The sequence below is a fragment of the Promicromonospora kroppenstedtii genome, from assembly GCF_044389675.1.
In the GTDB taxonomy this organism is placed as follows: Bacteria; Actinomycetota; Actinomycetes; order Actinomycetales; family Cellulomonadaceae; genus Promicromonospora; species Promicromonospora kroppenstedtii.
Window position 1 is genome coordinate 84,358 of sequence record NZ_JBIRYI010000012.1, and the last position, 20,025, is coordinate 104,382.

The window sequence follows — 20,025 nt, forward strand, 5'->3', positions numbered from 1 at the left end:
CGACCAGTACCTACGTAGTTCTTACCGACGCGATGACCTGGGCCGACACGAGAAGTTCCTCTCATGGAACGACGTACCGTCCTCAAGATCCTCGGAGTCGGCCTCGGCGGGGCGCTCGCCCTCGGCGGAGGCGGCCTGGGGACCTACTACGCGGCCGCCCGGCGGGACACCGCGGGAAAGATCGACCTCGACACCCCGCTGCGGATCCCGCCGCTTGCCGAGGCCACGGCCGTAGCCTCGGGGGCGCTGAGCTTCGCGCTCGGCATCCAGACGGGTGAGACCCAGCTCAAGGACGGGGCGCCTACCCGCACCTGGGGCATCAACGGCACCTATCTCGCCCCGACGATCCGCGCCCGCCGTGGCGAGACCGTCGAGATCGCCGTGCACAACGGTCTGGACCGGGAGACCTCGCTGCACTGGCACGGCATGCACCTGCCCGCCGCCATGGACGGCGGCCCGCACCAGCCCGTGGCAGCCGGGGAGACCTGGACGCCGCGGTGGACCGTCGACCAGCCGGCGGCCACGCTCTGGTACCACCCGCACGTGCACGGCGCGACGGCGGACCACACCTACCGCGGCCTGACCGGGCTGTTCATCGTCGACGACGAGGACACCGACGCGCTGGGCCTGCCGACCACGTACGGCGTCGACGACGTGCCGATGATCGTCCAGGACCGGGCGCTCGACGGCGACAACCAGTTCGTCGAACGGCTTCCGCTGGCGGGTTCGCTCGGCGTGATCGGCGACGAGATCCTCGTCAACGGCACGCTCGGACCGTACCTCGACGTCACGACCCGGCTCGTGCGGCTGCGGTTGCTCAACGCCTCCAACGCCCGGCTGTACAACTTCGGGTTCTCCGACGACCGCACGTTCGCCCTGATCGGCACGGACGGCGGCCTGCTGGCCGCACCATGGGAGACGAACCGGCTGTACCTCTCGCCGGGCGAGCGTGCGGAGATCGTCGTGGCGTTCGAGCCCGGCGAGACCGTCGACCTTCGCTCCTACCCGTCGCCGGACCTCGGCGGCGCGTCCGGGCGGCTCGACGGGTTCGCCGACCGCCTGGACATCTGCCGGTTCCGGGCCGCGGACACCCTCGCCGACGAGACCGCGCTGCCCGCGGCACTCGGAGAGGCGCCCGACCTGGCCGGCGCCGACGTGGCGGCCGAGCGCTCCTTCGTGCTCTCGTCGGACCAGATCAACGGCCGGTCGATGGCCATGGACCGCATCGACTTCGGCGTCCGCGAGGGCACCGTCGAGGTCTGGGAGGTGACCAACGACAACGGCTACATCCACAACTTCCACGTCCACGACGTCCAGTTCCAGGTGCTCACGGTCGACGACGCCGCGCCGCCACCCCACCTGAGCGGCTGGAAGGACACGGTCCTGCTCGTCCAGGGAAGCCGCTACCGGCTGGCGATGCGGTTCACCGACCACACCGACCCGAACGTGCCCTACATGTATCACTGCCACCTGCTGCAGCACGAGGACGACGGAATGATGGGCCAGTTCGTCGTCCTCGCCGAGGGTGAGCAGGTCGGCGCCGTCCCGGCCGGGCACGACCACTCCTGACGCCGGCCCGGCGCGACCGACACCGGCCGCTCCTCGCCGCCTCGCGCAACCGAACCAACCGACACCCACACCACCAGAGACCAAGGACAGTCATGACTTGCACCAGCAAGCCCCGTCGCACCGCCCGGGCCGCCGTCGCGCTCGCCACCACCCTCGGGACGGCCTTCGCCGTCACCGGGTGCACCGGATCGCACGAGGACGCCGCGGCACCGAGGGCGTCGGCAAGCGCGCCCGAGTCCTCGTCCGCCGAGCAGCCGATCGCGGCGGGTGAGCAGTGCGCCGGGACGACCATCAACCGCTCGGCGCCCATCACGAGCTCCGCCGACATCCTGATCGACGCGCCCGTCGATCAGGTCTGGGACGTCCACACCGACGTCGAGCGCTGGGACGACTGGCAGCCCACGGTCCTCACGATCGAGAGACTCGACGACGGCCCGTTCACGTCCGACTCGCAGTTCGAGTGGACCACCCCGGTGCCCGAGACCGCGTTCAGCCCCGCAGACACCATGACCGTCACCTCCAGCGTCCAGCAGCTGGAACCCGGCAAGTGCCTGCTCTGGGAAGGGCCGGGAACCGGCGAGTCGATCCGGATCGACAAGGGGATCCACCTGTGGACCTTCACGGAGACCGACGAGGGCACCCTCGTGCACACCGAGGAGTCCTGGGACGCCGAGCTGCTGGCCGCCCTCGACGAGGCCGACGCCAAGACCGCCGGCGAGCAGCTCGGCGGCGGGCTGGAGGTCTGGCTGGACCTGCTGAAGGCTGAGGTCGAGGCGAGCTGAGACTGCTCAGTCCGATGCCGTCGATGATGCCCTCGTCGCGCATGGCGACCACCTACGCGATCTGGTCGTCGAAGTCGACCTTCTGGTCGCGGCTGACGGGGACGGCTCCGTCAGCACCGCCGACCTCTACGACCAGCACGGCGAGGTGCTGCAGTCCGTCACCACCCAGTTCACGTCCTTCGGCGGGCGGGCAGGGTTCCACGGCCCGGCCCGTCCGGGGTGGACGCGAGGGCTGACACGGTCTCGTCGTTCAGGTCCGCTTCGGAGAGGCCGTCGCGCAGGAGGGCATCCTCGATGCCGATGTTCCGGGCCAGTCCGATCATCTGCCGGTCTTGCACTGCTACTCGGGCGGCCTGTGCGGGTGTGATCAGTCGCAGTGCTTCGCGGAAGTGGATCAGGGTGGGCAGCGCGTCGCTTGGTGTCGGGCACCATGTAGACGCGGAGTGGATCGTCGGCAAGCACGTCAGCAAGGGAAGGGACTGCTGCACGGACAGGTGACAGGCACCTCAGGCAGTGACCAGCCCGCCCGGTCAGCGGGTAACCCTCAGCTTGAGAGCTGGCGCTTGAGGGTCTCGATGTCCCAGACATTGGACATTTGCACGAACTTGCCGTTCTCGACCTTGTAGGTCGTGATCTCGTGCACTTCGATCGGCTTGCCGTTCGGCGCCACCCCGAGCCACTCCTGCACGGGCGTACCGCGGTGCACGGCATGGGTGCCGATGGTGTCGCCGGCGTACACGACCTGCTTCACCTCGACCGTGAGGTCGGGGATGGCGTCCGTGATGCTCGCGAAGTTCGCGATCCCCTGCTCGCGGGTCACGGGGACCCCGTGGGCCAGAACGGTGTCGGCCATGAACTCTCCCACGCGGTCCCACTGGTGCGCGTTGATGACGTCGACGTAGCGGCCGTAGAACTCTCTGATGTCGAACTCGGACACGGTGCTTCCTCTCTGCCCGTTCGACGGGCGGTTGACGCGGGCTTGTCCACCCGCGGCATCCACGCTAGGCCCACCCCCAGGTACGTTGAATAACTAGGAGTCTTCAATTCTTTACGTATCGTCCAGGCGGCGGCCTCTGTACGGCTCGCGTACCGCGCTGCGTCATACCGCGAGGGAAGTCCGCCTCTACCTGCCTTGCGTGGTGGGTTCCAGTGCGGTCGTGAACCGGCGCTGGTACGCGACCGGACTGGATGCAACCTTCCTGACGAAGACGCGGCGCATGCTCTCGTAGCTGGGGAACCCCGCGAGCTCCGCGGCCCGGGTCGCGGTGTGCCCCTGGTCGAGCAGAGCTCTGGCCAGGTCGAACCGGATGTTCTCGACGTACCGGCCTGGGGTGGTGGACAGCTCGTCGTGGAAGAGACGGGTCAGGTGCCGGGTGCTGACATTGAGGTGCTTCGCGAGGGCGCCCAGGGAGTACTGTCCGCCGGGGTTGGCGGTGACCAGGTCGGTGACCGTGCGCAGCGCCGGCGAGCGTGGTGGAGGGCCGTGCAGCGGTGCCGAGAACTGGGACTGGCCGCCGGCGCGTTGCATGTACACGACCAGGGCGCGGGCCACGTCGCGGGCCGTGTCGGGCCCGCGGTCCTCTTCGATGAGAGCGAGCGCCAGGTCGATGCCCGCGGTGATCCCGGCTGATGTGTAGGTGGTGCCGTCGCGGACGTAGATCGCGTCGGGCTCGACGGTGCAGGTCGGGCATCGGGTGGCGAGCTCGTGCGTCGCCTTCCAGTGGGTGGTCGCGCGCTTGCCGTCCAGGAGGCCGGCTGCGGCCAGGATGAACGCACCGGTACAGACCGACACGACTCGTCCGGCCACTGCCGCCGATCTCTGCGCGGCCTCTGCCAGGTCGCGGGGGACCGGTGTACGGGGATAGATGTCGGCGCCCGGGACCAGCAACGTGTCGAAACGCTGAGAGGTCGCCGCACCGTCGACGGCGATCCGGACGCCGATGTTCGATGTGACGTCGGCACCTGCTGGCGAGACCAGGGTGGTCCGGTAGTTCGCACCCAGCCTGTTCGCCTCGGTGAACGCCTGCGCGGGGCCGGCGAAGTCCAGCAGCGTCACCCCGTCGTGAACGAGGATCGCGACGTCGTGGGGCAGGGGTGTGGGCACCGTTCATTGGTAGCACACGGCCGGGGCTGAGCTCTGTCCGGATATCAGGGAGTCCTGGCCGGACGAGGGCGGCGCCGCGCGTCGTCCACCGGCAACCATGGAAACAGGACACCCGGTCCACGGACGACATCCTGAAAGCACGAGGCCATGTCACAGCTCAGCACCGGGCTGGAGATACCCGAGACGGCGGTGGTCGCTGAAGCGACCGTCCTCGTTCGGGAGATCACCAGCCCGTTGATCTATCACCACTCGCGGCGCGTCTTCCTCTTCGGCCTGGCGCATGCGCGCCGGCTCGGCGTCGATCCGGACCCCGAGCTGCTCTACATAGCGGCGATGTTTCACGACGTCGGACTGCTGACGCCCTTCTCCGACATCGAGCAGCGGTTCGAGGTCGACGGGGCCGACCATGCCCGCCAGTTCCTCCTGGAGAGGGGATTCTCGGCGAGCGCCGCGGAGACCGTATGGACGGCGATCGCGCTGCACACCACGCCGGGCATTCCGGGCCGGATGGCCCCTGTGGTCGCGATGGCACACCTCGGCGTCCTGACCGATGTACTCGGGCTCGGCCTGGACGACCTGGAGCACGACCAGGTCGAGGAGATCGTCGCTGCCCATCCACGAGGGGACTTCAAGAACGAGTTCCTGCGGTCGAACGTCGAGGGTCTCCGGCGCCGTCCCGAGACGGCGAACGGCACCGTGAACGCCGACATCCTCGAGCACTTCATCCCTGGGTTCCGGCGCACGACGACCGTCGAACGGATCATCGGCGCGCCGTGGCCGACCTGACAACGACTTTGAGACGTCGAGAGGAACGACCATGAGAGCGATCATCGTGCGAGACCGTGACGCAGGTCTGAGCGGTCTGACCGCTGCGGACATGCCTCATCCCCATGCCGCGGAGAACGACGTCATCGTGCGTGTGCATGCGGCAGGCTTCACGCCAGGCGAGCTCGACTGGCCGACGACGTGGGCCGACCGCGCCGGCCGCGACCGCACGCCCTCCATCCCGGGGCACGAGGTGTCCGGCGTCGTCGCCGAACTCGGCTACGGAACCACGGGGTTGACCGTGGGGCAACGCGTGTTCGGGCTGACCGACTGGGCCCGCAACGGAACCCTCGCCGAGTACGTCGCGGTCGAGGCCCGTAATCTCGCCCCGCTGCCGGCCGGCATCGATCACACCGTTGCCGCCGCGCTACCCATCTCCGGCCTGACCGCATGGCAAGGGCTGTTCGACCATGCCCGCCTCACGACCGGCCAGACAGTCCTCATCCACGGCGCCGCGGGCGGGGTCGGCTCGATCGCCGTCCAGCTCGCGCACGAGGCGGGCGCGCACGTGATCGGCACCGGCCGGGCGGACGACCGAGACATCATCCTCGGGCTGGGAGCCCATGTGTTCCTCGACCTGGCGACAGACGACCTGGCTCAGGTGGGCCTAGTCGATGTGGTGTTCGACGTGATCGGTGGTGACGTCCTCGATGCGTCGATCGCCCTGGTGCGCCCCGGTGGAATTCTCGTCACGATCGCGCATCCGCCCACCGTGCAGCCCGCGGACGGCAGAGCGGTCTTCTTCGTCGTCGAACCCGACCGCGTCCGTCTGGCTGACCTCGCCGAGCGCGTCCGAACCGGGCGGCTCAAGCCCGTCGTCGGCGCCGTACGGCCGCTGCCCGAGACCGCGGACGCGTTCGCACGCCGCCACCGCACCTCCGGCAAGACGATCATCCAGTTCATCGACGAGCACGGAGAAGCACATGTCTGAAACCATCGCCGGGATCACGATTCCGGACACCGAACTCGTCCGCGACGCGACCACCGTCGTGCGGCAGTCCACCGACGACACCCTGTTCCACCACTCCCGCAGAGTCTTCCTCTGGGGGATGCTCAAGGCGGCCGCGCAGGGACTGCAGACTGATCCGGAGCTCGCCTACGTCGGCGCGATGTTCCACGACCTTGGACTCACGTCGTCCTACCGCACCTCGGACCGTCGGTTCGAGATCGACGGTGCCGAGGCCGCCTACCGGTTCCTGCAGGAGCACGGCCGTTCGCACGACGAGGCGCGTGATGTCTGGCTCGGCATCGCGCTCCACACCACGCCCGAGGTCCCGCACCACTTGGCACCGGAGGTGGCAGTGGTCACGCTGGGCGTGGAGACCGATGTGCTCGGCATCGATCTCGACCAGATCACCGAGGCGCAGCGTCTAGAGGTCGTAGCGGCTCATCCCCGGCCCGACTTCAAGAACCGGATCCTGCACGCGTTCTACGACGGCATGGCAGACCGGCCACAGACGACCTTCGGCACCATGAACGACGACGTGCTCGCCCACTTCGACCCCGCCTTCCAACGACAGGACTTCGTGCAGACCATCCACGACAACGCCTGGCCCGAGTGACCACTGTTGTCTCGCTCCGGGCGTGACGGAAGCTCTCATTCCAGGAAAGGAAGCTGCCGCGACAGGACGCGACAGGACCCGAACCAACCTGGGTGCGGGGGAGAGGGCTCACCTGCGCTGGAGCGCTCGAAGTGGAGAGTGGTTCAAGTCTCAGAAACCCTTCAGGCCCGGGATCCGTTGGAATCCCGGGCCTGATGCGGTCGGGCTGACAGGATTTGAACCTGCGACCCCTTGACCCCCAGTCAAGTGCGCTACCAAGCTGCGCCACAGCCCGCGGTGTTCTTGAGCATGCCCAAGGCTACCGGGTTTGGCCCCTTGGGGCCGACGGAAATACTACCCCACCTCGGGGGCTGCGCCCGACCAGAGCGAGCACGCAGTCGCCCGTTGCCCGTTGCCCGCCGCCGGGCGTCCGACGTGCAACCGGCGGGGTACCCACCTACTCGCTCGGCGCATACCGCTCTTCCGGTTCGAACGTGACGCCGGCGTCCGGGTCCAGCTCCAGGTGGACGGCGCCTCGCAGGTCCGTGAGCACGATCATGCTGCTCCCGTCCCGGGGTACCCGGTTGGGCGAGGTCCGCATCCGGGCCGTGACGTCGTGCTGTCCGGCCGGCGAGTCGTAGGTGACGGTGACGTCGAGCTCGGGGTCGCTGTGCAGCCAGAAGCGCACGTCGCCGAGCACGAGGCGGCCGGCGTAGCGCTGCCCGTCGCGGCGGAGCCGGGCGATCGTCTCCTGACGGCGTCGGGCCAGGCGCAGGGCGCCCGGGAGCCGCACCGCCACGACGACACCCCAGAGCGCTGCCAGCACCGCGACGACCGCTGACACCAGGACGGCCTCGGTCCCCGGCACCCCGTCGAGCACCTGCTGCACCCGCTGGTCGGCGTCCAGTGCGAGATCCGCCCCGGCTGCCGCGCCCACGGTGACACCGGCGAGCAGCGGCGCCAGGTAGAACATCGACGCTGCCCGCCGCTGCCCGAGGTTCTCCTGCGCCCGCTCACTCAGGTCGACTGTGGCCAGGACGGCCAGGTAGCCGAGCACGAGCGCCCCGCCGATCAGCCAGCCCGGGCCGATGCCTGGCGTGCACCCGGCCGACGTCGCGCCGCACAGCACCGACGAGCCGGCCAGCGTCGCGGCAGCCCAGCCGACGAAGCACAGCAGTGCCGTCGCGTGCATGCGGGGCGTCACGCGACCGGGGGACCGGCCCGGCGCCAGCCAGGTGATCCGGGACCCCTTGTCGATCGTGGAGAACATCGGGCGGTGCTCCCACCCGTCCGTCGAGGCCGCGTCCCGTGGTGCCACAGCGTCCGTCATGGCTCTCCTCTCGCTCTGCACGTCCCGCGGCGACGGCCGAGCGGAGCTGTTCTGACCCTCGTCGGCCCGCGAACCTGCCTCATCTTTCCTCGTCAGCGCTGGGTTTGACCAGTACATTCGGCCCATGCCCGCCGCCGGCACCGACCGCCAGGACATCGAGGCCTCAGGCATGCCCGCGCTCGAGGCGGTCGCCGCCGTCGTGATCGCCCTCGGCGTCCCGGTCCTGGTGTTCAACTGGTTCACCGCGTACGGCTGCTGGTTGAGCTGCAGCAACCCCGTGCCCGCGAACCAGGTCACCTATACCGTCGTCGCCCTGATCGTCGTGCCGGCGGTCGTCTGGACCATGGTCAGCGCCTGGCGGCGGGAGGCGAGCTGGATCTACCTCTGGCACGGTCCGGCCGCCTTCGTCGCGCTCGCCGTCGTGATCCTGTGTGCGGTGCCGTCGTTCGAGGTGTCGAGTCCCGAGCAGCCCGAGCACACGCCGTGGACCGGCTGCGTCGAGTACTCGGGCGGAGGTAGCGACTGCCCGGGCGGCTGACCGCGCCCGAGCAGCCGGACACCGACGGCAGGATCAGGAACCGCCCACGGTCACCGCGTCGAGAAAGGCCAGCACCGCCCCGGCGAACTGCACCGGGCTCTCGATGTGGCCCAGGTGACCGGTCCCATCCAGCACCGCCAGCTGCGAACCGGGCACCGCCTCGTGGATCATCCGGGCCCACCGCACCCCGCAGATGAAGTCGTCGTCGCCCACCAGCACCAGGGTGGGCATCGACAGGGCGGGCAGTTCCTCTCGCACGTCGAAGGCGGGCCCCTCGCCCCACGCCGGGGCGGCGTACATGCGCAGCGCCTGGCGCCCGGCGGCGAAGGCGGCCTCGTGGCCCCAGTAGTCGTGGAAGTAGGCAGGGGAGATCCTGCGCAGCACCTCCGTCGCTCCCTCGTCGTCGGACGGCGCGGTCTCGCCGGTCAGGCCAGCGACGTAGGTCGCTACCTCGGGGTGGTCGGCGACGTGGCGTCGCGCGTACTTCTCCATGTTCTCGACCGCCGCCGACCAGAACACCGCACCGGTCACGGGCGAGGTGTCGTACAGGAGCAGCGAGGCGACGCGGTCCGGGTGGTCGAGCGCGTAGCGCTGGGCCACGAACCCGCCGTGGGAGTGCCCGAGCACCATGACCTCCGGCAGGTCCAGGTGCTCGACGATCGCGTGCAGGAAGTGGGTGTACAGCCCCAGGTTGTAGCCGCGCGGATCGGCGAGCCGGCCCGACACCCCGGTGCCGACGGGCTCGACGTACACCATCGTCATGCACCGTTCCAGGTCGGGCATGCGCAGGTAGTCCCAGCCGATCCCGGGTCCGCCCGGGTGGACGACGCACACGGGGCCGCTTCCGGCGACGTGGTAACGCTGGTCGATCACGGAGGAGCCGTGCGGGACGGAGATGGTGTGGGTGCCGAGGGAGAGGGCGATGTTCGAGGTCACGCCCCCATGACCGGGTACGGCTCAGCCCTGTGACATCGACACCGCCGCCGTCGACCCCCGCACCACCAGCCGGGTCGCGAGCTCCTCGCGCGGTGCCTCCCGCGGCACGTCCCCACCCAGCCGCAGCAGCATGCGCAGCGCCGCGCCGCCCATCTCCGCGATGGGCTGGTGCACCGTGGTCAGCGCCGGGCTGAGCCAGCGCGCCTCGGGCAGGTCGTCGAAGCCGACGACGCTCACGTCGTCGGGAATCCGCAGGCCCAGCGCGTCGGCGGCGTCGTACACGCCGAGCGCGATGGTGTCCGAGCACGCGAAGAGCGCCGTCGACGCCGGGGTGCCGCGCAGGAGGCCCAGGGCGCCCTCTGCCGCCTCTTCGCGCCGCCAGTCGGTGTGGGCCACGCGGTCGTCGGGCAGGTCGAGGCCCGCCTGCGTGACGGCGGAGCGGAATCCGTCGATCCGCGCCTGGCTGTAGAGGTGGTCACGCTGCCCGCCCAGGACGGCGAGGCGCCGGTGGCCGAGCCCCAGCAGGTGCTCGGCGGCGGTACGTCCGCCGGCCCAGTTGGCGGCCCCGACGCTCGCCACGGACGACGGCGGCTGGCGTAGCGGGTCGAGCAGCACCACCGGCACACGGGCGGCGGCGAGGGTCGCGAGCTGGTCGTCGGTCGTGTCCACGAGGGCAAGGACGGCGCCGCGCAGCCGCCGGGCGAGCAGCCGGGTGAGCCAGGCGTCGTCGGGCGGGCGGGCGACCGAGACGACCACCTCGATCCCCGCCTCCTCGGCGGCCTGCTCGACGCCGCTCAGTGCGCGGTTGGCCCAGGTGCCCTCGATACCACTGAGCACGAGGTCCACGAAGGGCCAGGTCTCCGGCCGCGACGGCGCGTTCCGGCCGGCGCGGCCGCGGTAGCCGAGCTCCGCGACGGCGTCCAGCACGCGGCCGCGGGTCGCGGCCGAGACGTCCGAGCGGCCGCCGAGCACCTTGGACACGGTGGGCACCGTGGTCCCGGCGGCCTTCGCGACGTCGGCGAGCGTGGTCCGACGTGGGTTCGGCATAGGACGACGGTAGTGACGGCAGCAGAAGTTGCGCAACTTATTGGGGGTTGATCCGGCAAAAGTACTCGGGTATCAAAGGTGTGCGGCATCCCATCGGGCCGCAGTTGCGCAACTTTCGGGAGCGGAGCCCATGACGACGACGTCGAACACCAAACGCGCGCTGGTCGTGCGCGGCGGCTGGACCGGGCACGAGCCGGTCGAGACCACCGACTCGTTCCTGCCGTTCCTCGCGGAGCACGGCTACGAGGTCCGGGTCGAGGACTCGACGGCGGTCTACGCCGACGCCGACTACCTGGCCGGCGTCGACGTCGTGGTCCAGACCGTCACCATGAGCACCATCGAGCCCACGGAGCTCAGCGGCCTGATCGCGGCCGTGGCCGCCGGGACGGGGCTGGCGGGCTGGCACGGCGGCATCGCCGACTCCTTCCGGAACAGCTCCGACTACCTGCAGCTCGTCGGCGGGCAGTTCGCCGCCCACCCGCCCAAGGCGCCGCGCGCGGAGCTGGCGGGGGAGGCCGCCGACAACTTCGTACGGCACACGATCGACATCGTGCCCGAGCGTGCCGACCACCCGATCGTCGCCGGGATCTCCGGCTTCGAGCTGACGACGGAGCAGTACTGGGTGCTGTCCGACGACTACAACGACGTGCTTGCGACCACCACGCTCGCCGCGCGGGAGTTCGACCCGTGGCACCGGCCCGTGACCTGCCCGGCGATCTGGACGCGGCAGTGGGGCGCGGGCCGCGTGTTCGTCTCGACGCCGGGCCACGAGCTCGCCGTCGTCGACCACCCGGACGTTCGCACCATCATCGAGAGGGGCATCCTGTGGGCCAGCCGCTGAGGGTCGGGATCGTCGGGGTCGGGGCGATCGCCGGCCAGTACCTGTCCACGTTCGAGCGGCTGGACGCCGTCCGCCTCGTCGCGGTGGCCGACCTCGACGCCGCGCGAGCTGAGGCCGTGGCCGCCGAGCAGGGTGCCCGTGCCCTCACGGTCGAGGAACTGACGACCGATCCCGAGGTCGACCTCGTCCTCAACCTGACGATCCCCGCCGCCCACGCCGAGATCGCCCTGCGTGCCATCGCGGGCGGCAAGGCCGTCTACGGCGAGAAGCCGCTCGCGGTCACCCTCGAGGACGCGCGCGCGATCCTGGACGCCGGTCAGGCCGCCGGGGTGCGCGTGGGCTGTGCCCCGGACACGGTGCTCGGCACGGGCGTGCAGACGGCGCGCAAGGCCATCGACGACGGGGCGATCGGTCAGCCGGTCGCCGCGACCGCGACCATGATGACGCCGGGCCACGAGCGCTGGCACCCGAACCCCGACTTCTACTACCAACCGGGCGGGGGCCCGCTGCTGGACATGGGGCCGTACTACGTGACCGCCCTGGTCACGCTGCTGGGCCCGGTCGAGTCGGTCGTCGGCGCGGCCAGCCACACCCGCACGACGCGCACGATCGGCTCCGGCCCACGGGCGGGGGAGACCGTCCCGGTCGACGTCGACACGCACGTGACCGGCGTGCTGCGGCACGTCTCCGGTGCGCTGTCGACGCTGGTGATGAGCTTCGACTCGGTCGCCACCCGCGCGTCGAACATCGAGGTGCACGGGCAGGCCGGGTCGCTGGTGGTCCCCGACCCGAACGGGTTCGACGGCGACGTGCTGCTGCACGAGCTCGGCGGCTCCTGGGAGACCCTGCCGCCGAGTGCGGGCTACCGCGGTGCGGGGCGCGGCTACGGCGTCGCCGACCTGGCGACGACGCCGTCCGGCGTGCCCGCGCGCGCGGACGGCGTGCTCGCCTACCACGTGCTGGAGGTCATGACGGCGCTGCTCGCGGCGGCCGACTCCGGGACGACGGTCGCCGTCGAGAGCCGGTGCGAGCGGCCGGCGGCGGTGCCGTTGTCGGACGGGCCGGTGCTGGGCTGACGGCGCGGGCCGTCAGCCCGTGCTCTCCCGCTCCACCAGCCGGTGCGGCGCGAGCACCCGTACCGGCTCGCTCTCGTCACCGCCGATCCGCCGCACCAGGGCGTCCATCGCGGCTCGTGCGATCGCCTGCTTGTCCGGCGAGATCGTGGTGAGGCTGGGGTTGCCGTACCGGCCGTCCTCGATGTCGTCGAAGCCGACCACGGCCACTTGCTCGGGCACGGCGATCCCGGCGTCGTGCAGGGCGCGCAGGGCACCGAGGGCGAGCAGGTCGGAGAAGCAGAACAGGGCGTCGGGCAGCGGGCCACCGCGCAGAAGGGCCCGGGTGGCGTCCGCGCCGCCCCGCCTCGTGAACGTGTCGACGTAGGCGACCTGCGCCGTGGCATTCGGCGCTGCGCCCATCGCCGCCTCGAACCCGCTCAGCCGCAGCGAGCTGGAGGAGCGCACCGTGCGCTGGGCGCCGACCGCGACCACGTGCCGCCGTCCGGCGCCCAGCAGGTGCTCGACCGCCTCGCGGGCGGCCACGAAGTTGTCGATGTGCACGTGGTCGAAGCCGGGGTGCGGCTCCTCGCCGAGGAGCACCACGGGCCGCTGGGTGCGCGCGGACCGGCTCAGGTCGTCGTCGGTCAGGCCGAGCGGGCTGACGATCAGGCCGTCGAAGATCGCCTTGGTGTCGGCGCGGGCGAGGAGCTCGCGCTCGCGGTCCCGGACGCCGTCGGTCTGCTCGATCATGAGCGTGTACCCGTGGCCCCGGGCGGCCTCGATGAGCTTGCGGGCCAGCTCCGCGAAGTAGGGGTTGTCGAGGTCGGGGACCACGAGCCCGGCGACGCCGGTGCGGCCGGAGCGCAGCATCCGGCCGATCTCGCTCGGCCGGTAGTCGAGCTCCTCGATGGCGGCGAGCACGCGCTCCCGGGTACCGGCCGCGACGTTGACGGTGCCGCTCACGACGTTCGACACGGTGCGGGCCGAGACGCCCGCGAGGCGTGCGACGTCCTCGCGTCGACCCACGTCGGCCTCCTCGCCTCGTACAGCTCGCCGCGCCGCACGTGCCGGACGGTGTCCTGCACGTGCGGCGACGCTGCTATTGCATCGCGGCAAGCCTACTGGACGGCGTCAGAACCCCGAGTTCCCGCCCTGCCGGTCCAGCACGAACCCCATGTCGTTCAGCAGTCCCGCCGTCCCCGACCCGGACACGGTCGTGTTCGCGAACGACGCCCGCCCCGCGGCGTGCAGCTCGATGCCGTAGGTGCCCGAGCCCGTGATCGCCACCCGGTCGAGGCTGACCTGCTGGATCGACTTCTGCCACGACATCAGCACGCCCGCGTAGGTGCTGTCCTGGATGATCATGTCGCGGATCACCACCGGCGCGTCGATGGCGTGCACGTCGGCGTAGATCCACAGCGCACCGAGCTCGGCGGGCCAGTTGGGCTCGCGGCTGCCGGTGCGGGTCAGCGTGTTGCGTGCCACCGTCGTCGTGCCCGTGAACGGCACCCCGAACCGCGTGCTGATCGCGATGCCCGCGGCCGCGTTGACGGTGTCGGCCACCAGGTTGTCCTCGACCCGGTTGCCGCCCCCGCCGCCGTACACGGCCAGACCGTTGGCCAGCGCCGGGGCCTGGACTGTGTTGAACGAGAACACGCTGCCGCTGACGGCGGCGCCGTCCGACCACATGGCCAGCGAGTCGTCGCCCGTGTTGCGGAACGTCGACTGGGTCACCTGGGCGTTGGTCACGCCCGAGCGCAGGTTCACGCCGTCGGCGTACGTGTCGCGCACGCGCAGCCCCACCGCGAGCAGGTCCCGGGAGCCGGGCCGCACCCACAGGCCCACCTTGGTGTGCTGCACCCAGATGTTCTGCAGCAGGGACTCAGCGGTGAAGTCGCCCTCGATCGCGGCCTGCCCCTCGGCGTCCTCCCGGACCGTGGCCGAGCCGAAGATCGCGACGTCCGCGATGGTGACGCCGCCGCCGGTCGCGTAGAACCCGCCCGCCCGGCCGGTGCCCACGATCACTGAGTGCCAGGGGCCCGCACCCAGCACGGAGACGCCCGAGACCCGGACCGCGTCGTTCACGTGGAAGGTGCCCGCGGGGATCCAGACCGGCACGCCCGCGGCCTTCGCCGCGGCGACCGCCGCCGTGATGGCGGCCGTGTCGTCACCCCCGCCCGACGTCGCACCGTGTGCCGTGATGGAGACGGCGCCCGCGGGCGCCGTGAGCGCGGCCGCGACCCGCTCCGCCTCGATCAGGTCGACGTCGATGTACGCCACGGCGCCCGAGTCCTTCCGCAGCGACAGCACCGTTCCGGCCGCCTGCTCCGGGATCTCGAAACGCAGCTCGTCGTAGAACCGGTGGGCCCCGCCGAGCGACGGGTCGTTGTGGAACGGGTACTCCCCGTACTGCCAGGCGTGCGCCGAGGTCAGCGTCACGTCCTTCAGCTTGGTCCCGTTCGCGTACACGCCCAGGGGCGACGTCTGCCCGGTCCCGGCCGCGTCGTCCGGGATCGAGTAGCGCACCACCACCCCGCTCGCCGGGGCGGTGAGGGTCACGTCCACCTTCTCGCCGACGGTGTCCAGCCGCACCGCGCTGCGCCCGCTCGACTCCGCCTGCACCATGCCGTAGGTGCGCGACGGCGTCAGCCGGGTGCCGGTCGTCGTCCCCGCCTCGGCCTCGTACTGCGTGTACGACGTCGACGCGCCGCGCGCCGCGAGGTCCGTCTCACCCGAGACGGCGATGCTGTCCAGCAGCACGTCGGCCCCGCCGCTCGCGGCCCGGACGCCCACCGTGTTCACGCCCGCCCGCACCGGCACGCTCGCCGTCGTGGTGCGCCACCCGCTGCCCGCGGCGAAGCTCACCTGACCCGTGACCCGGCCGTTGACCAGCAGGTCGAGGGTGCGTCCGCCCGCGGGCGTGCTGAACCGGAACGTGGCGGTCGCGGTGCCCGCCGAACCAGCCTGGACCGTGCGCAGCACGCGCGCGCCCGCCGTCGTGAAACCGCCCACGTAGCCCGTGCCCGTGAAGCCGCCGGTGGCGCTCGCGACGGCGGCGTTGCCGGACCGGTACGCGTTCTCGGCCTCGCCCGGCCCGGCGGGCTGCGGCGGCACGTTCGCCGAGACGTCGAGCTTGTCGATGTTCGCGTTGCCGTTGTCGCCGGAGGCGTAGGTCAGCCGCAGGTCGTGGTTGCCCGCGGTCAGCGTCGCGGTGTGCGTCACGGTGCCCCACGTGTCCCAGCTCGCGGTCGCGGGCAGCGTCAGCTGCGTCAGGCGCGTGCCGCCGTCGTACAGCGAGAGGGTCCGGGCCGAGCCGGTGCCGTTCGCGTACTGGACCGTGAGGTCCTTGGCTCCGGCGCCGGCGACCTGCACCTTGAACGTGACCGACGCCGAGCCGGCGTTGCCGTCCGTGAACCCGCCCACGAACCCGCTGCCGGAGAAGCCGGTGTGGTCCGTGGCGGTCACGGCGCCGCCCGCGAGGGTGGCAGCCTCCGCCTCGAACGTGGGCCCGGGGCCGTAGTCCGCCCCGGTGCTGCCGCCCGAGTCGCTGACGTCGAGGGCGTCGAGGTTCACGTTGCCGGAGTCGGCGGAGCCGAACCGGTACGCGATCGAGTGGCTGCCCGCGGACAGCGTGACGACCGTGCTCTGCGTCGCCCAGGTGGTCCAGCTCGCCGTCGCGGGCAGGGTGACCTGCTGGGCAGCGCCGTCCACCAGGAGGGTCAGGGTCTTGGCCGAACCGGTGCCGTTGGCGTACCGGAGGGCCAGCGTGTGCTGGCCCGACGCCGTGGCCGTCACGGCGAACGTGCTGGTCGCGGAGCCCTTGTTGCCGTCGGTGTAGCCGCCGACGAAGCCTGCGCCGGTGTAGCCGGCGTGCTCCGTGGCGACGACGGCACCGCCTGACAGGGCGGCCTGCTCGGCCTGGTACCGCGTGGTCGCGGCGCCCGCTGGGGCCGCGCCGGCCACGAGGGCGGAACCGGCGAGCGCGAGGGTCGCCAGCAGGGCGAGGCGTCTGTGCCAGGCGGGAAAGGTGCGGGTGGGGGTACTGCGCGGCATGGGATCTCCTTCGAACCGGATGCGCACTGTCTGTGTCGTCTCGTCTGCGAGGTCGTCTCGTCCACGAGTCGGAGGTTTAGCGGTAAACTTCCGTGGAGACGGTACGGCCACGCCGAGTTCCTGGTCAAGGTCCACCTAGGATGCGGCTGGAGCCGGATGCCGACGGGGGAGGTTCGCGTGACCACACGACTGAGCGACATCGCGGACGAGGCCGGTGTCAGCGTCATGACCGTCTCGAACGTGATGAACGGCAAGCGCGCCCGCGTCTCGCCCGCCACGATCGAGAAGGTCCTGGGCATCGCCGCCCGGCTCGGCTACGTGCCGAACATCCCCGCGCGCAGCCTCGCGGCGAACAGCTCGCACATCGTGGCCGCCCTGGTGCCGGTGGGGGAGAACAACAGCCTGCTGGTCAGCCCCCACACCGTCGCCGTCGTGGGCGGCATGGAGACCCACCTGCGCCATCACGGCTACCACGTGCTGCTGCGCGGCATCGAGCACGAGGACCAGGTGGCGCAGACGATCCGCGGCTGGTCGCTCGACGGCGTGGTGCTCGTCGAGTTCCCGGACGAGCAGATCGACCGGCTCCGCGTCGACACCGTGCCCCTGGTCGCCATCGACAGCTACTCCGCCAACCCGCGCACCATCGGCGTGCGCAGCGACGACCACGGCGGCGGCCGCCTCGCGGGCCGGCGTCTGGCCGACGCCGGGCACCGCAGCGTGCTGTTCGCCGGGCCGCCCTACCAGGGCATGGGCGTGGTCGGGCAGCGCTGGGCCGGCTTTCGCGAGGCCTGCCTGGAGGCAGGGCTCGACCCGGACGGCGTCGGCTCCGTCGAGGTGCTCACCTCGTTCGAGGACGGACGGCGCCTGGGCCTGCGGCTGCGCCGCGACCACCCCGGGGTGACGGCGGTGTTCGCCACGGCCGACCACCTCGCCGTCGGCATCATGGCGGGCATCGTGGAGGCGGGTGGCTCCGTGCCCGGCGACGTGTCCGTGATCGGCTTCGACGACCTCGACTTTGCCCGGTACACCACGCCGGGCCTGACCACGATCGCGCAGAACATGCCCGCGAAGGTCGCCGAGGCGTCGCGCATCATCCTGGACGAGATCGAGCGCGGGGCCGCGGCCGGCGACCGCGAGCCTGTCGCGCTCGACGTGCACCTGGTCGAGCGCGGTTCGGTCGGGCCTCCCCGCGAGTGACGCCGTCCTCGCCGTCGCCCTCCTCGCCGTCTGCCGGGGTGGGCGTCGGCCTCGGATATTGGTAACCCATGGGTTACCATTTCTGTGTGGACGTCTTCGGAGCCATCGCCGACCCGATCCGCCGTGAGCTGCTGCTGCGGCTCGCGGACGGCCCGGCGCGCGTGGTGGACCTCGCGGCAGAGCACGCGGTGTCACGCCCGGCGATCAGCAAGCACCTGCGGGTGCTGAGCGACGCGGGGCTGGTGCGGGGGACCGACGAGGGCCGCGAGCGGCGCTACGTGCTCGACCCCGCACCGCTCGCCGAGGTGCGCGAGCTCCTCGGCGCGCTCACCGCGCGTCGGGCGCCGGTCTCCGTCGCGAACCTCGACGCGCTCGGCACCGAGGTGCGCCGGGCCGCGCGGGACCGCCGTCGGGGGACGTCTGTCTCAGGCACCACCGCGAACAAGAACGCGAAGGAGCAGAGCGCATGAACCTGACCGGAACCCTGGAGGACGACGGGCGGACGCTGGTGCTGGTGCGCCGGTTCGGCGTCCCGATCGACGACGTGTGGGCGAGCGTGACCGAGTCGGACCGCCTGGCCCGCTGGTTCGGCACCTGGACCGGCGACCCGGCCAGCGGCACCGTGCTGGTGACCATGAACGCGGAGGCCGAGCCCGGCGCGCCGGCACCGTTCCGCGTCGACGCCTGCGAGCCGCCACGGCTGCTCGCGGTGAGCGCCGAGGACGAGTACGGCAGCTGGCGGCTGAGCGCCGAGCTCACGGAGGAGGACGGCGGCACCACGCTGACCCTGCGGCAGATGGACGCCGATCCGAAGACGCTGCCCGACACGGGCCCTGGCTGGGAGTGGTACCTGGACCGCCTGGTGGCCGCGGTCGAGGGCGGCGAGCCGCCGTCGCTCGCCGACTTCGACACGGACTACCTGCCGCTGGGCCCGGGCTACGCGGTGCTGGCTCAGTAGCCCCGTCACCTCACCGGGGGCCACTCACCAGTGGGTCGGGCCCGAGCCGTCGTCCCGGTGGGCGAGGGTGGCGAGCGCGTCCTTCCAGTGCCCCTCGGACGCCGTCGCGTGCTGCGCGGTGTCGATGTTCTCCTGGGTCACGGTGACGCGGGTGCCGCCGTCGTCGGGCGTGAGCTCGATACGGATCTCGTGGTAGTTCTCGGGGACGTCCGCGAGGCCGCTGAGCGGCGCGAAGTGCGTGAAGTGCAGCAGGCGCGGCCGGTCGACGGCGATGACCGTTCCCTTGTCGGCGAAGACGCGCCCGAAGAAGTGTCCCTCGAACGTGATCGGGCTGCCCGGCTGGTAGTCCGTCTCGACGTTCGCGCCCAGCATCCACCGCGCTCCCGGATGGGTCAGCTCGGCCCAGACCCGCTCGGGCGGCTCGGCGATGTGGGTGCTCGCCGTGGCGGTGTGACGCGGGGTCTCGATGCTCATCGCTGTCCTCCGTGGTGCTCGCGGGTGCTGGGGTAGCGTGCCGACAACCTTATGGTGCCCGTGAATCGGCAGGGCGCATGACGACGGTGAGCCTCGACGGTGGCGAGGGCGCCGGTTCAGTGGGGTCGCGCGGAGGTCCCGCTGTAGCGTCCGAACTCCGCGACGACCTCGTCGGAGGGCGCATCGAGGCCGTCGACACCGATCCTGATCGGTGTGCCGAACCGCTTGCCGGTTCCGTAGGCATCGTCGGCGTAGGCGGCGCGTACCTCGGGTTCGAGGCGGCGCAGAAACCTCTCGGGCCGATCGGCGTGGACGAGGATGAGCCGCTCGTCGACCTGGGACGGGCCGATGTAGTCGGGGTGGTCCTCCGGAACGTCGTCGTCATAGACCTCGTCGTGGTGGAAGACCTCCCAGGAGGTGACGTCGCGCCAGTCGACCCGGAGGCCGCCCCACGCCGTGAAGCCCTGGTCGTCGAGCACGAGTGCCGGAGACTCTTCGGTCTGGCCGCGGCGCCGCCGCCAGGCTGCTACCGGTGCGGCGATGCTGATCGTGATGAGAAGAGCGGCTACGACGTAGGCCATCACGAGCTGGACCGGCGTCAAGGAGGCGGGGCCGGCGGCGTCGAGCGAGGCCCAGATCACGACTCCGACACCGATCACGAGCATGCCTGAGCAGATGGCGGCCGCTCGTGCCGGGTGGGGCGGTACGGGGTGGGCCAGGTGGAACTCGCGGGATGACGACACAGGTCGAAGATAACGCTCTGACGAACCGACCG

21 protein-coding genes and 1 tRNA gene are annotated in these 20,025 nt (G+C 71.3%); 11 read left to right on the forward strand and 11 right to left on the reverse strand.

Annotation, left to right across the window (positions count from 1 at the left end; translation table 11 throughout):
* Positions 1–63 precede the first annotated feature (63 nt).
* Positions 64–1,569 carry a multicopper oxidase family protein gene (locus ACH47X_RS19200; RefSeq protein ID WP_397406125.1) on the forward strand — a complete coding sequence of 502 codons (1,506 nt, stop codon included), beginning with the start codon at positions 64–66 and terminating at the stop codon, positions 1,567–1,569.
* A gap of 92 nt (positions 1,570–1,661) precedes the next feature.
* Positions 1,662–2,351, forward strand: coding sequence for an SRPBCC family protein (locus ACH47X_RS19205; protein WP_397406126.1), 690 nt, complete (start codon positions 1,662–1,664; stop codon positions 2,349–2,351).
* 170 nt (positions 2,352–2,521) lie between these two features.
* Here the strand turns inward: ACH47X_RS19205 and ACH47X_RS19210 are convergent, their stop codons facing one another.
* The 3 genes from ACH47X_RS19210 to ACH47X_RS19220 form a co-directional block, all read right to left on the reverse strand.
* Positions 2,522–2,839 carry a hypothetical protein gene (locus ACH47X_RS19210; protein WP_397406127.1) on the reverse strand — a complete coding sequence of 106 codons (318 nt, stop codon included), beginning with the start codon at positions 2,837–2,839 and terminating at the stop codon, positions 2,522–2,524.
* Positions 2,840–2,895: 56 nt separating this feature from the next.
* The gene (locus ACH47X_RS19215; RefSeq protein WP_397406128.1) at positions 2,896–3,288 is read right to left on the reverse strand and encodes an ester cyclase; all 393 of its coding nucleotides are present in this window, start codon (positions 3,286–3,288) and stop codon (positions 2,896–2,898) included.
* Positions 3,289–3,474: 186 nt separating this feature from the next.
* Positions 3,475–4,455 carry a GlxA family transcriptional regulator gene (locus ACH47X_RS19220; RefSeq protein ID WP_397406129.1) on the reverse strand — a complete coding sequence of 327 codons (981 nt, stop codon included), beginning with the start codon at positions 4,453–4,455 and terminating at the stop codon, positions 3,475–3,477.
* Between the two features lie 147 nt (positions 4,456–4,602).
* Between ACH47X_RS19220 and ACH47X_RS19225 the strand changes: the two genes are divergently transcribed.
* Genes ACH47X_RS19225 through ACH47X_RS19235 form a run of 3 tightly spaced genes read left to right on the forward strand, consistent with a single transcriptional unit; the run spans position 4,603 to position 6,842 of the window.
* Complete coding sequence (locus tag ACH47X_RS19225; RefSeq protein WP_397406130.1) at positions 4,603–5,241, forward strand: HD domain-containing protein; 639 nt, start codon at positions 4,603–4,605, stop codon at positions 5,239–5,241.
* 31 nt (positions 5,242–5,272) lie between these two features.
* A complete protein-coding gene (locus tag ACH47X_RS19230; protein WP_397406131.1) occupies positions 5,273–6,211 on the forward strand; it encodes an NADP-dependent oxidoreductase in 939 nt (312 codons plus the stop codon).
* Complete coding sequence (locus tag ACH47X_RS19235) at positions 6,204–6,842, forward strand: HD domain-containing protein (RefSeq protein WP_397406132.1); 639 nt, start codon at positions 6,204–6,206, stop codon at positions 6,840–6,842. Before ACH47X_RS19230 ends, ACH47X_RS19235 begins: the two co-directional genes overlap by 8 nt.
* Before the next feature lie 200 nt (positions 6,843–7,042).
* Here the strand turns inward: ACH47X_RS19235 and ACH47X_RS19240 are convergent.
* Both ACH47X_RS19240 and ACH47X_RS19245 read right to left on the reverse strand, forming a co-directional pair.
* Positions 7,043–7,116 (reverse strand) — tRNA-Pro (locus tag ACH47X_RS19240).
* Positions 7,117–7,278: 162 nt separating this feature from the next.
* Positions 7,279–8,151: a hypothetical protein gene (locus ACH47X_RS19245; protein WP_397406133.1), complete on the reverse strand. Its 873-nt coding sequence runs from the start codon at positions 8,149–8,151 to the stop codon at positions 7,279–7,281.
* Positions 8,152–8,275: 124 nt separating this feature from the next.
* Between ACH47X_RS19245 and ACH47X_RS19250 the strand changes: the two genes are divergently transcribed.
* Positions 8,276–8,689 carry a hypothetical protein gene (locus ACH47X_RS19250; protein ID WP_397406134.1) on the forward strand — a complete coding sequence of 138 codons (414 nt, stop codon included), beginning with the start codon at positions 8,276–8,278 and terminating at the stop codon, positions 8,687–8,689.
* A gap of 33 nt (positions 8,690–8,722) precedes the next feature.
* On the opposite strand, the gene ACH47X_RS19255 is transcribed toward ACH47X_RS19250, so the two are convergent.
* Positions 8,723–9,625 (reverse strand): alpha/beta fold hydrolase, encoded by a 903-nt coding sequence (locus ACH47X_RS19255; RefSeq protein WP_397406135.1) that lies wholly within the window; start codon positions 9,623–9,625, stop codon positions 8,723–8,725.
* A 21-nt stretch (positions 9,626–9,646) separates the two neighbouring features.
* Positions 9,647–10,672 (reverse strand): LacI family DNA-binding transcriptional regulator, encoded by a 1,026-nt coding sequence (locus ACH47X_RS19260; protein ID WP_397406136.1) that lies wholly within the window; start codon positions 10,670–10,672, stop codon positions 9,647–9,649.
* A 130-nt stretch (positions 10,673–10,802) separates the two neighbouring features.
* On the opposite strand from ACH47X_RS19260, the gene ACH47X_RS19265 reads away from it, so the two are divergent.
* Positions 10,803–11,513 carry a ThuA domain-containing protein gene (locus ACH47X_RS19265; protein ID WP_397406137.1) on the forward strand — a complete coding sequence of 237 codons (711 nt, stop codon included), beginning with the start codon at positions 10,803–10,805 and terminating at the stop codon, positions 11,511–11,513.
* Positions 11,498–12,589: a Gfo/Idh/MocA family protein gene (locus ACH47X_RS19270; protein WP_397406138.1), complete on the forward strand. Its 1,092-nt coding sequence runs from the start codon at positions 11,498–11,500 to the stop codon at positions 12,587–12,589. The genes ACH47X_RS19265 and ACH47X_RS19270 overlap by 16 nt, the downstream gene beginning before the upstream one ends.
* A gap of 12 nt (positions 12,590–12,601) precedes the next feature.
* On the opposite strand, the gene ACH47X_RS19275 is transcribed toward ACH47X_RS19270, so the two are convergent.
* Both ACH47X_RS19275 and ACH47X_RS19280 read right to left on the reverse strand, forming a co-directional pair.
* A complete protein-coding gene (locus ACH47X_RS19275) occupies positions 12,602–13,594 on the reverse strand; it encodes a LacI family DNA-binding transcriptional regulator (protein ID WP_397406139.1) in 993 nt (330 codons plus the stop codon).
* 105 nt (positions 13,595–13,699) lie between these two features.
* Complete coding sequence (locus ACH47X_RS19280) at positions 13,700–16,621, reverse strand: CBM35 domain-containing protein (protein ID WP_397406140.1); 2,922 nt, start codon at positions 16,619–16,621, stop codon at positions 13,700–13,702.
* Positions 16,622–16,798: 177 nt separating this feature from the next.
* On the opposite strand from ACH47X_RS19280, the gene ACH47X_RS19285 reads away from it, so the two are divergent.
* From ACH47X_RS19285 to ACH47X_RS19295, 3 genes are all read left to right on the forward strand, one after another.
* Entirely contained in the window at positions 16,799–17,818 is a 1,020-nt protein-coding gene (locus ACH47X_RS19285; protein ID WP_397406141.1) for a LacI family DNA-binding transcriptional regulator, read from the forward strand.
* Positions 17,819–17,904: 86 nt separating this feature from the next.
* Positions 17,905–18,288 (forward strand): ArsR/SmtB family transcription factor, encoded by a 384-nt coding sequence (locus tag ACH47X_RS19290; protein ID WP_397406142.1) that lies wholly within the window; start codon positions 17,905–17,907, stop codon positions 18,286–18,288.
* Complete coding sequence (locus ACH47X_RS19295) at positions 18,285–18,776, forward strand: SRPBCC family protein (protein WP_397406143.1); 492 nt, start codon at positions 18,285–18,287, stop codon at positions 18,774–18,776. Before ACH47X_RS19290 ends, ACH47X_RS19295 begins: the two co-directional genes overlap by 4 nt.
* A gap of 24 nt (positions 18,777–18,800) precedes the next feature.
* Here ACH47X_RS19295 and ACH47X_RS19300 read toward each other — a convergent pair whose 3' ends face one another.
* Both ACH47X_RS19300 and ACH47X_RS19305 read right to left on the reverse strand, forming a co-directional pair.
* Positions 18,801–19,250 carry an SRPBCC family protein gene (locus ACH47X_RS19300; RefSeq protein ID WP_036967124.1) on the reverse strand — a complete coding sequence of 150 codons (450 nt, stop codon included), beginning with the start codon at positions 19,248–19,250 and terminating at the stop codon, positions 18,801–18,803.
* A gap of 116 nt (positions 19,251–19,366) precedes the next feature.
* On the reverse strand, positions 19,367–19,993 hold the full coding sequence (locus ACH47X_RS19305) for a hypothetical protein (RefSeq protein ID WP_397406144.1): 627 nt from the start codon (positions 19,991–19,993) through the stop codon (positions 19,367–19,369).
* Positions 19,994–20,025 lie beyond the last annotated feature (32 nt).

What these genes read in the sequence shown, in the direction of transcription:
- ACH47X_RS19225 (WP_397406130.1), top strand. Translation starts at nt 4,603, where the DNA reads ATGTCACAGCTCAGCACCGGGCTGGAGATACCCGAGACGGCGGTGGTC.
- ACH47X_RS19230 (WP_397406131.1), top strand. Translation starts at nt 5,273, where the DNA reads ATGAGAGCGATCATCGTGCGAGACCGTGACGCAGGTCTGAGCGGTCTG.
- ACH47X_RS19295 (WP_397406143.1), top strand. Translation starts at nt 18,285, where the DNA reads ATGAACCTGACCGGAACCCTGGAGGACGACGGGCGGACGCTGGTGCTG.
- ACH47X_RS19200 (WP_397406125.1), top strand. Translation starts at nt 64, where the DNA reads ATGGAACGACGTACCGTCCTCAAGATCCTCGGAGTCGGCCTCGGCGGG.
- ACH47X_RS19250 (WP_397406134.1), top strand. Translation starts at nt 8,276, where the DNA reads ATGCCCGCCGCCGGCACCGACCGCCAGGACATCGAGGCCTCAGGCATG.
- ACH47X_RS19245 (WP_397406133.1), bottom strand. Translation starts at nt 8,151, where the DNA reads ATGACGGACGCTGTGGCACCACGGGACGCGGCCTCGACGGACGGGTGG.
- ACH47X_RS19260 (WP_397406136.1), bottom strand. Translation starts at nt 10,672, where the DNA reads ATGCCGAACCCACGTCGGACCACGCTCGCCGACGTCGCGAAGGCCGCC.
- ACH47X_RS19300 (WP_036967124.1), bottom strand. Translation starts at nt 19,250, where the DNA reads ATGAGCATCGAGACCCCGCGTCACACCGCCACGGCGAGCACCCACATC.
- ACH47X_RS19205 (WP_397406126.1), top strand. Translation starts at nt 1,662, where the DNA reads ATGACTTGCACCAGCAAGCCCCGTCGCACCGCCCGGGCCGCCGTCGCG.
- ACH47X_RS19265 (WP_397406137.1), top strand. Translation starts at nt 10,803, where the DNA reads ATGACGACGACGTCGAACACCAAACGCGCGCTGGTCGTGCGCGGCGGC.
- ACH47X_RS19235 (WP_397406132.1), top strand. Translation starts at nt 6,204, where the DNA reads ATGTCTGAAACCATCGCCGGGATCACGATTCCGGACACCGAACTCGTC.
- ACH47X_RS19280 (WP_397406140.1), bottom strand. Translation starts at nt 16,621, where the DNA reads ATGCCGCGCAGTACCCCCACCCGCACCTTTCCCGCCTGGCACAGACGC.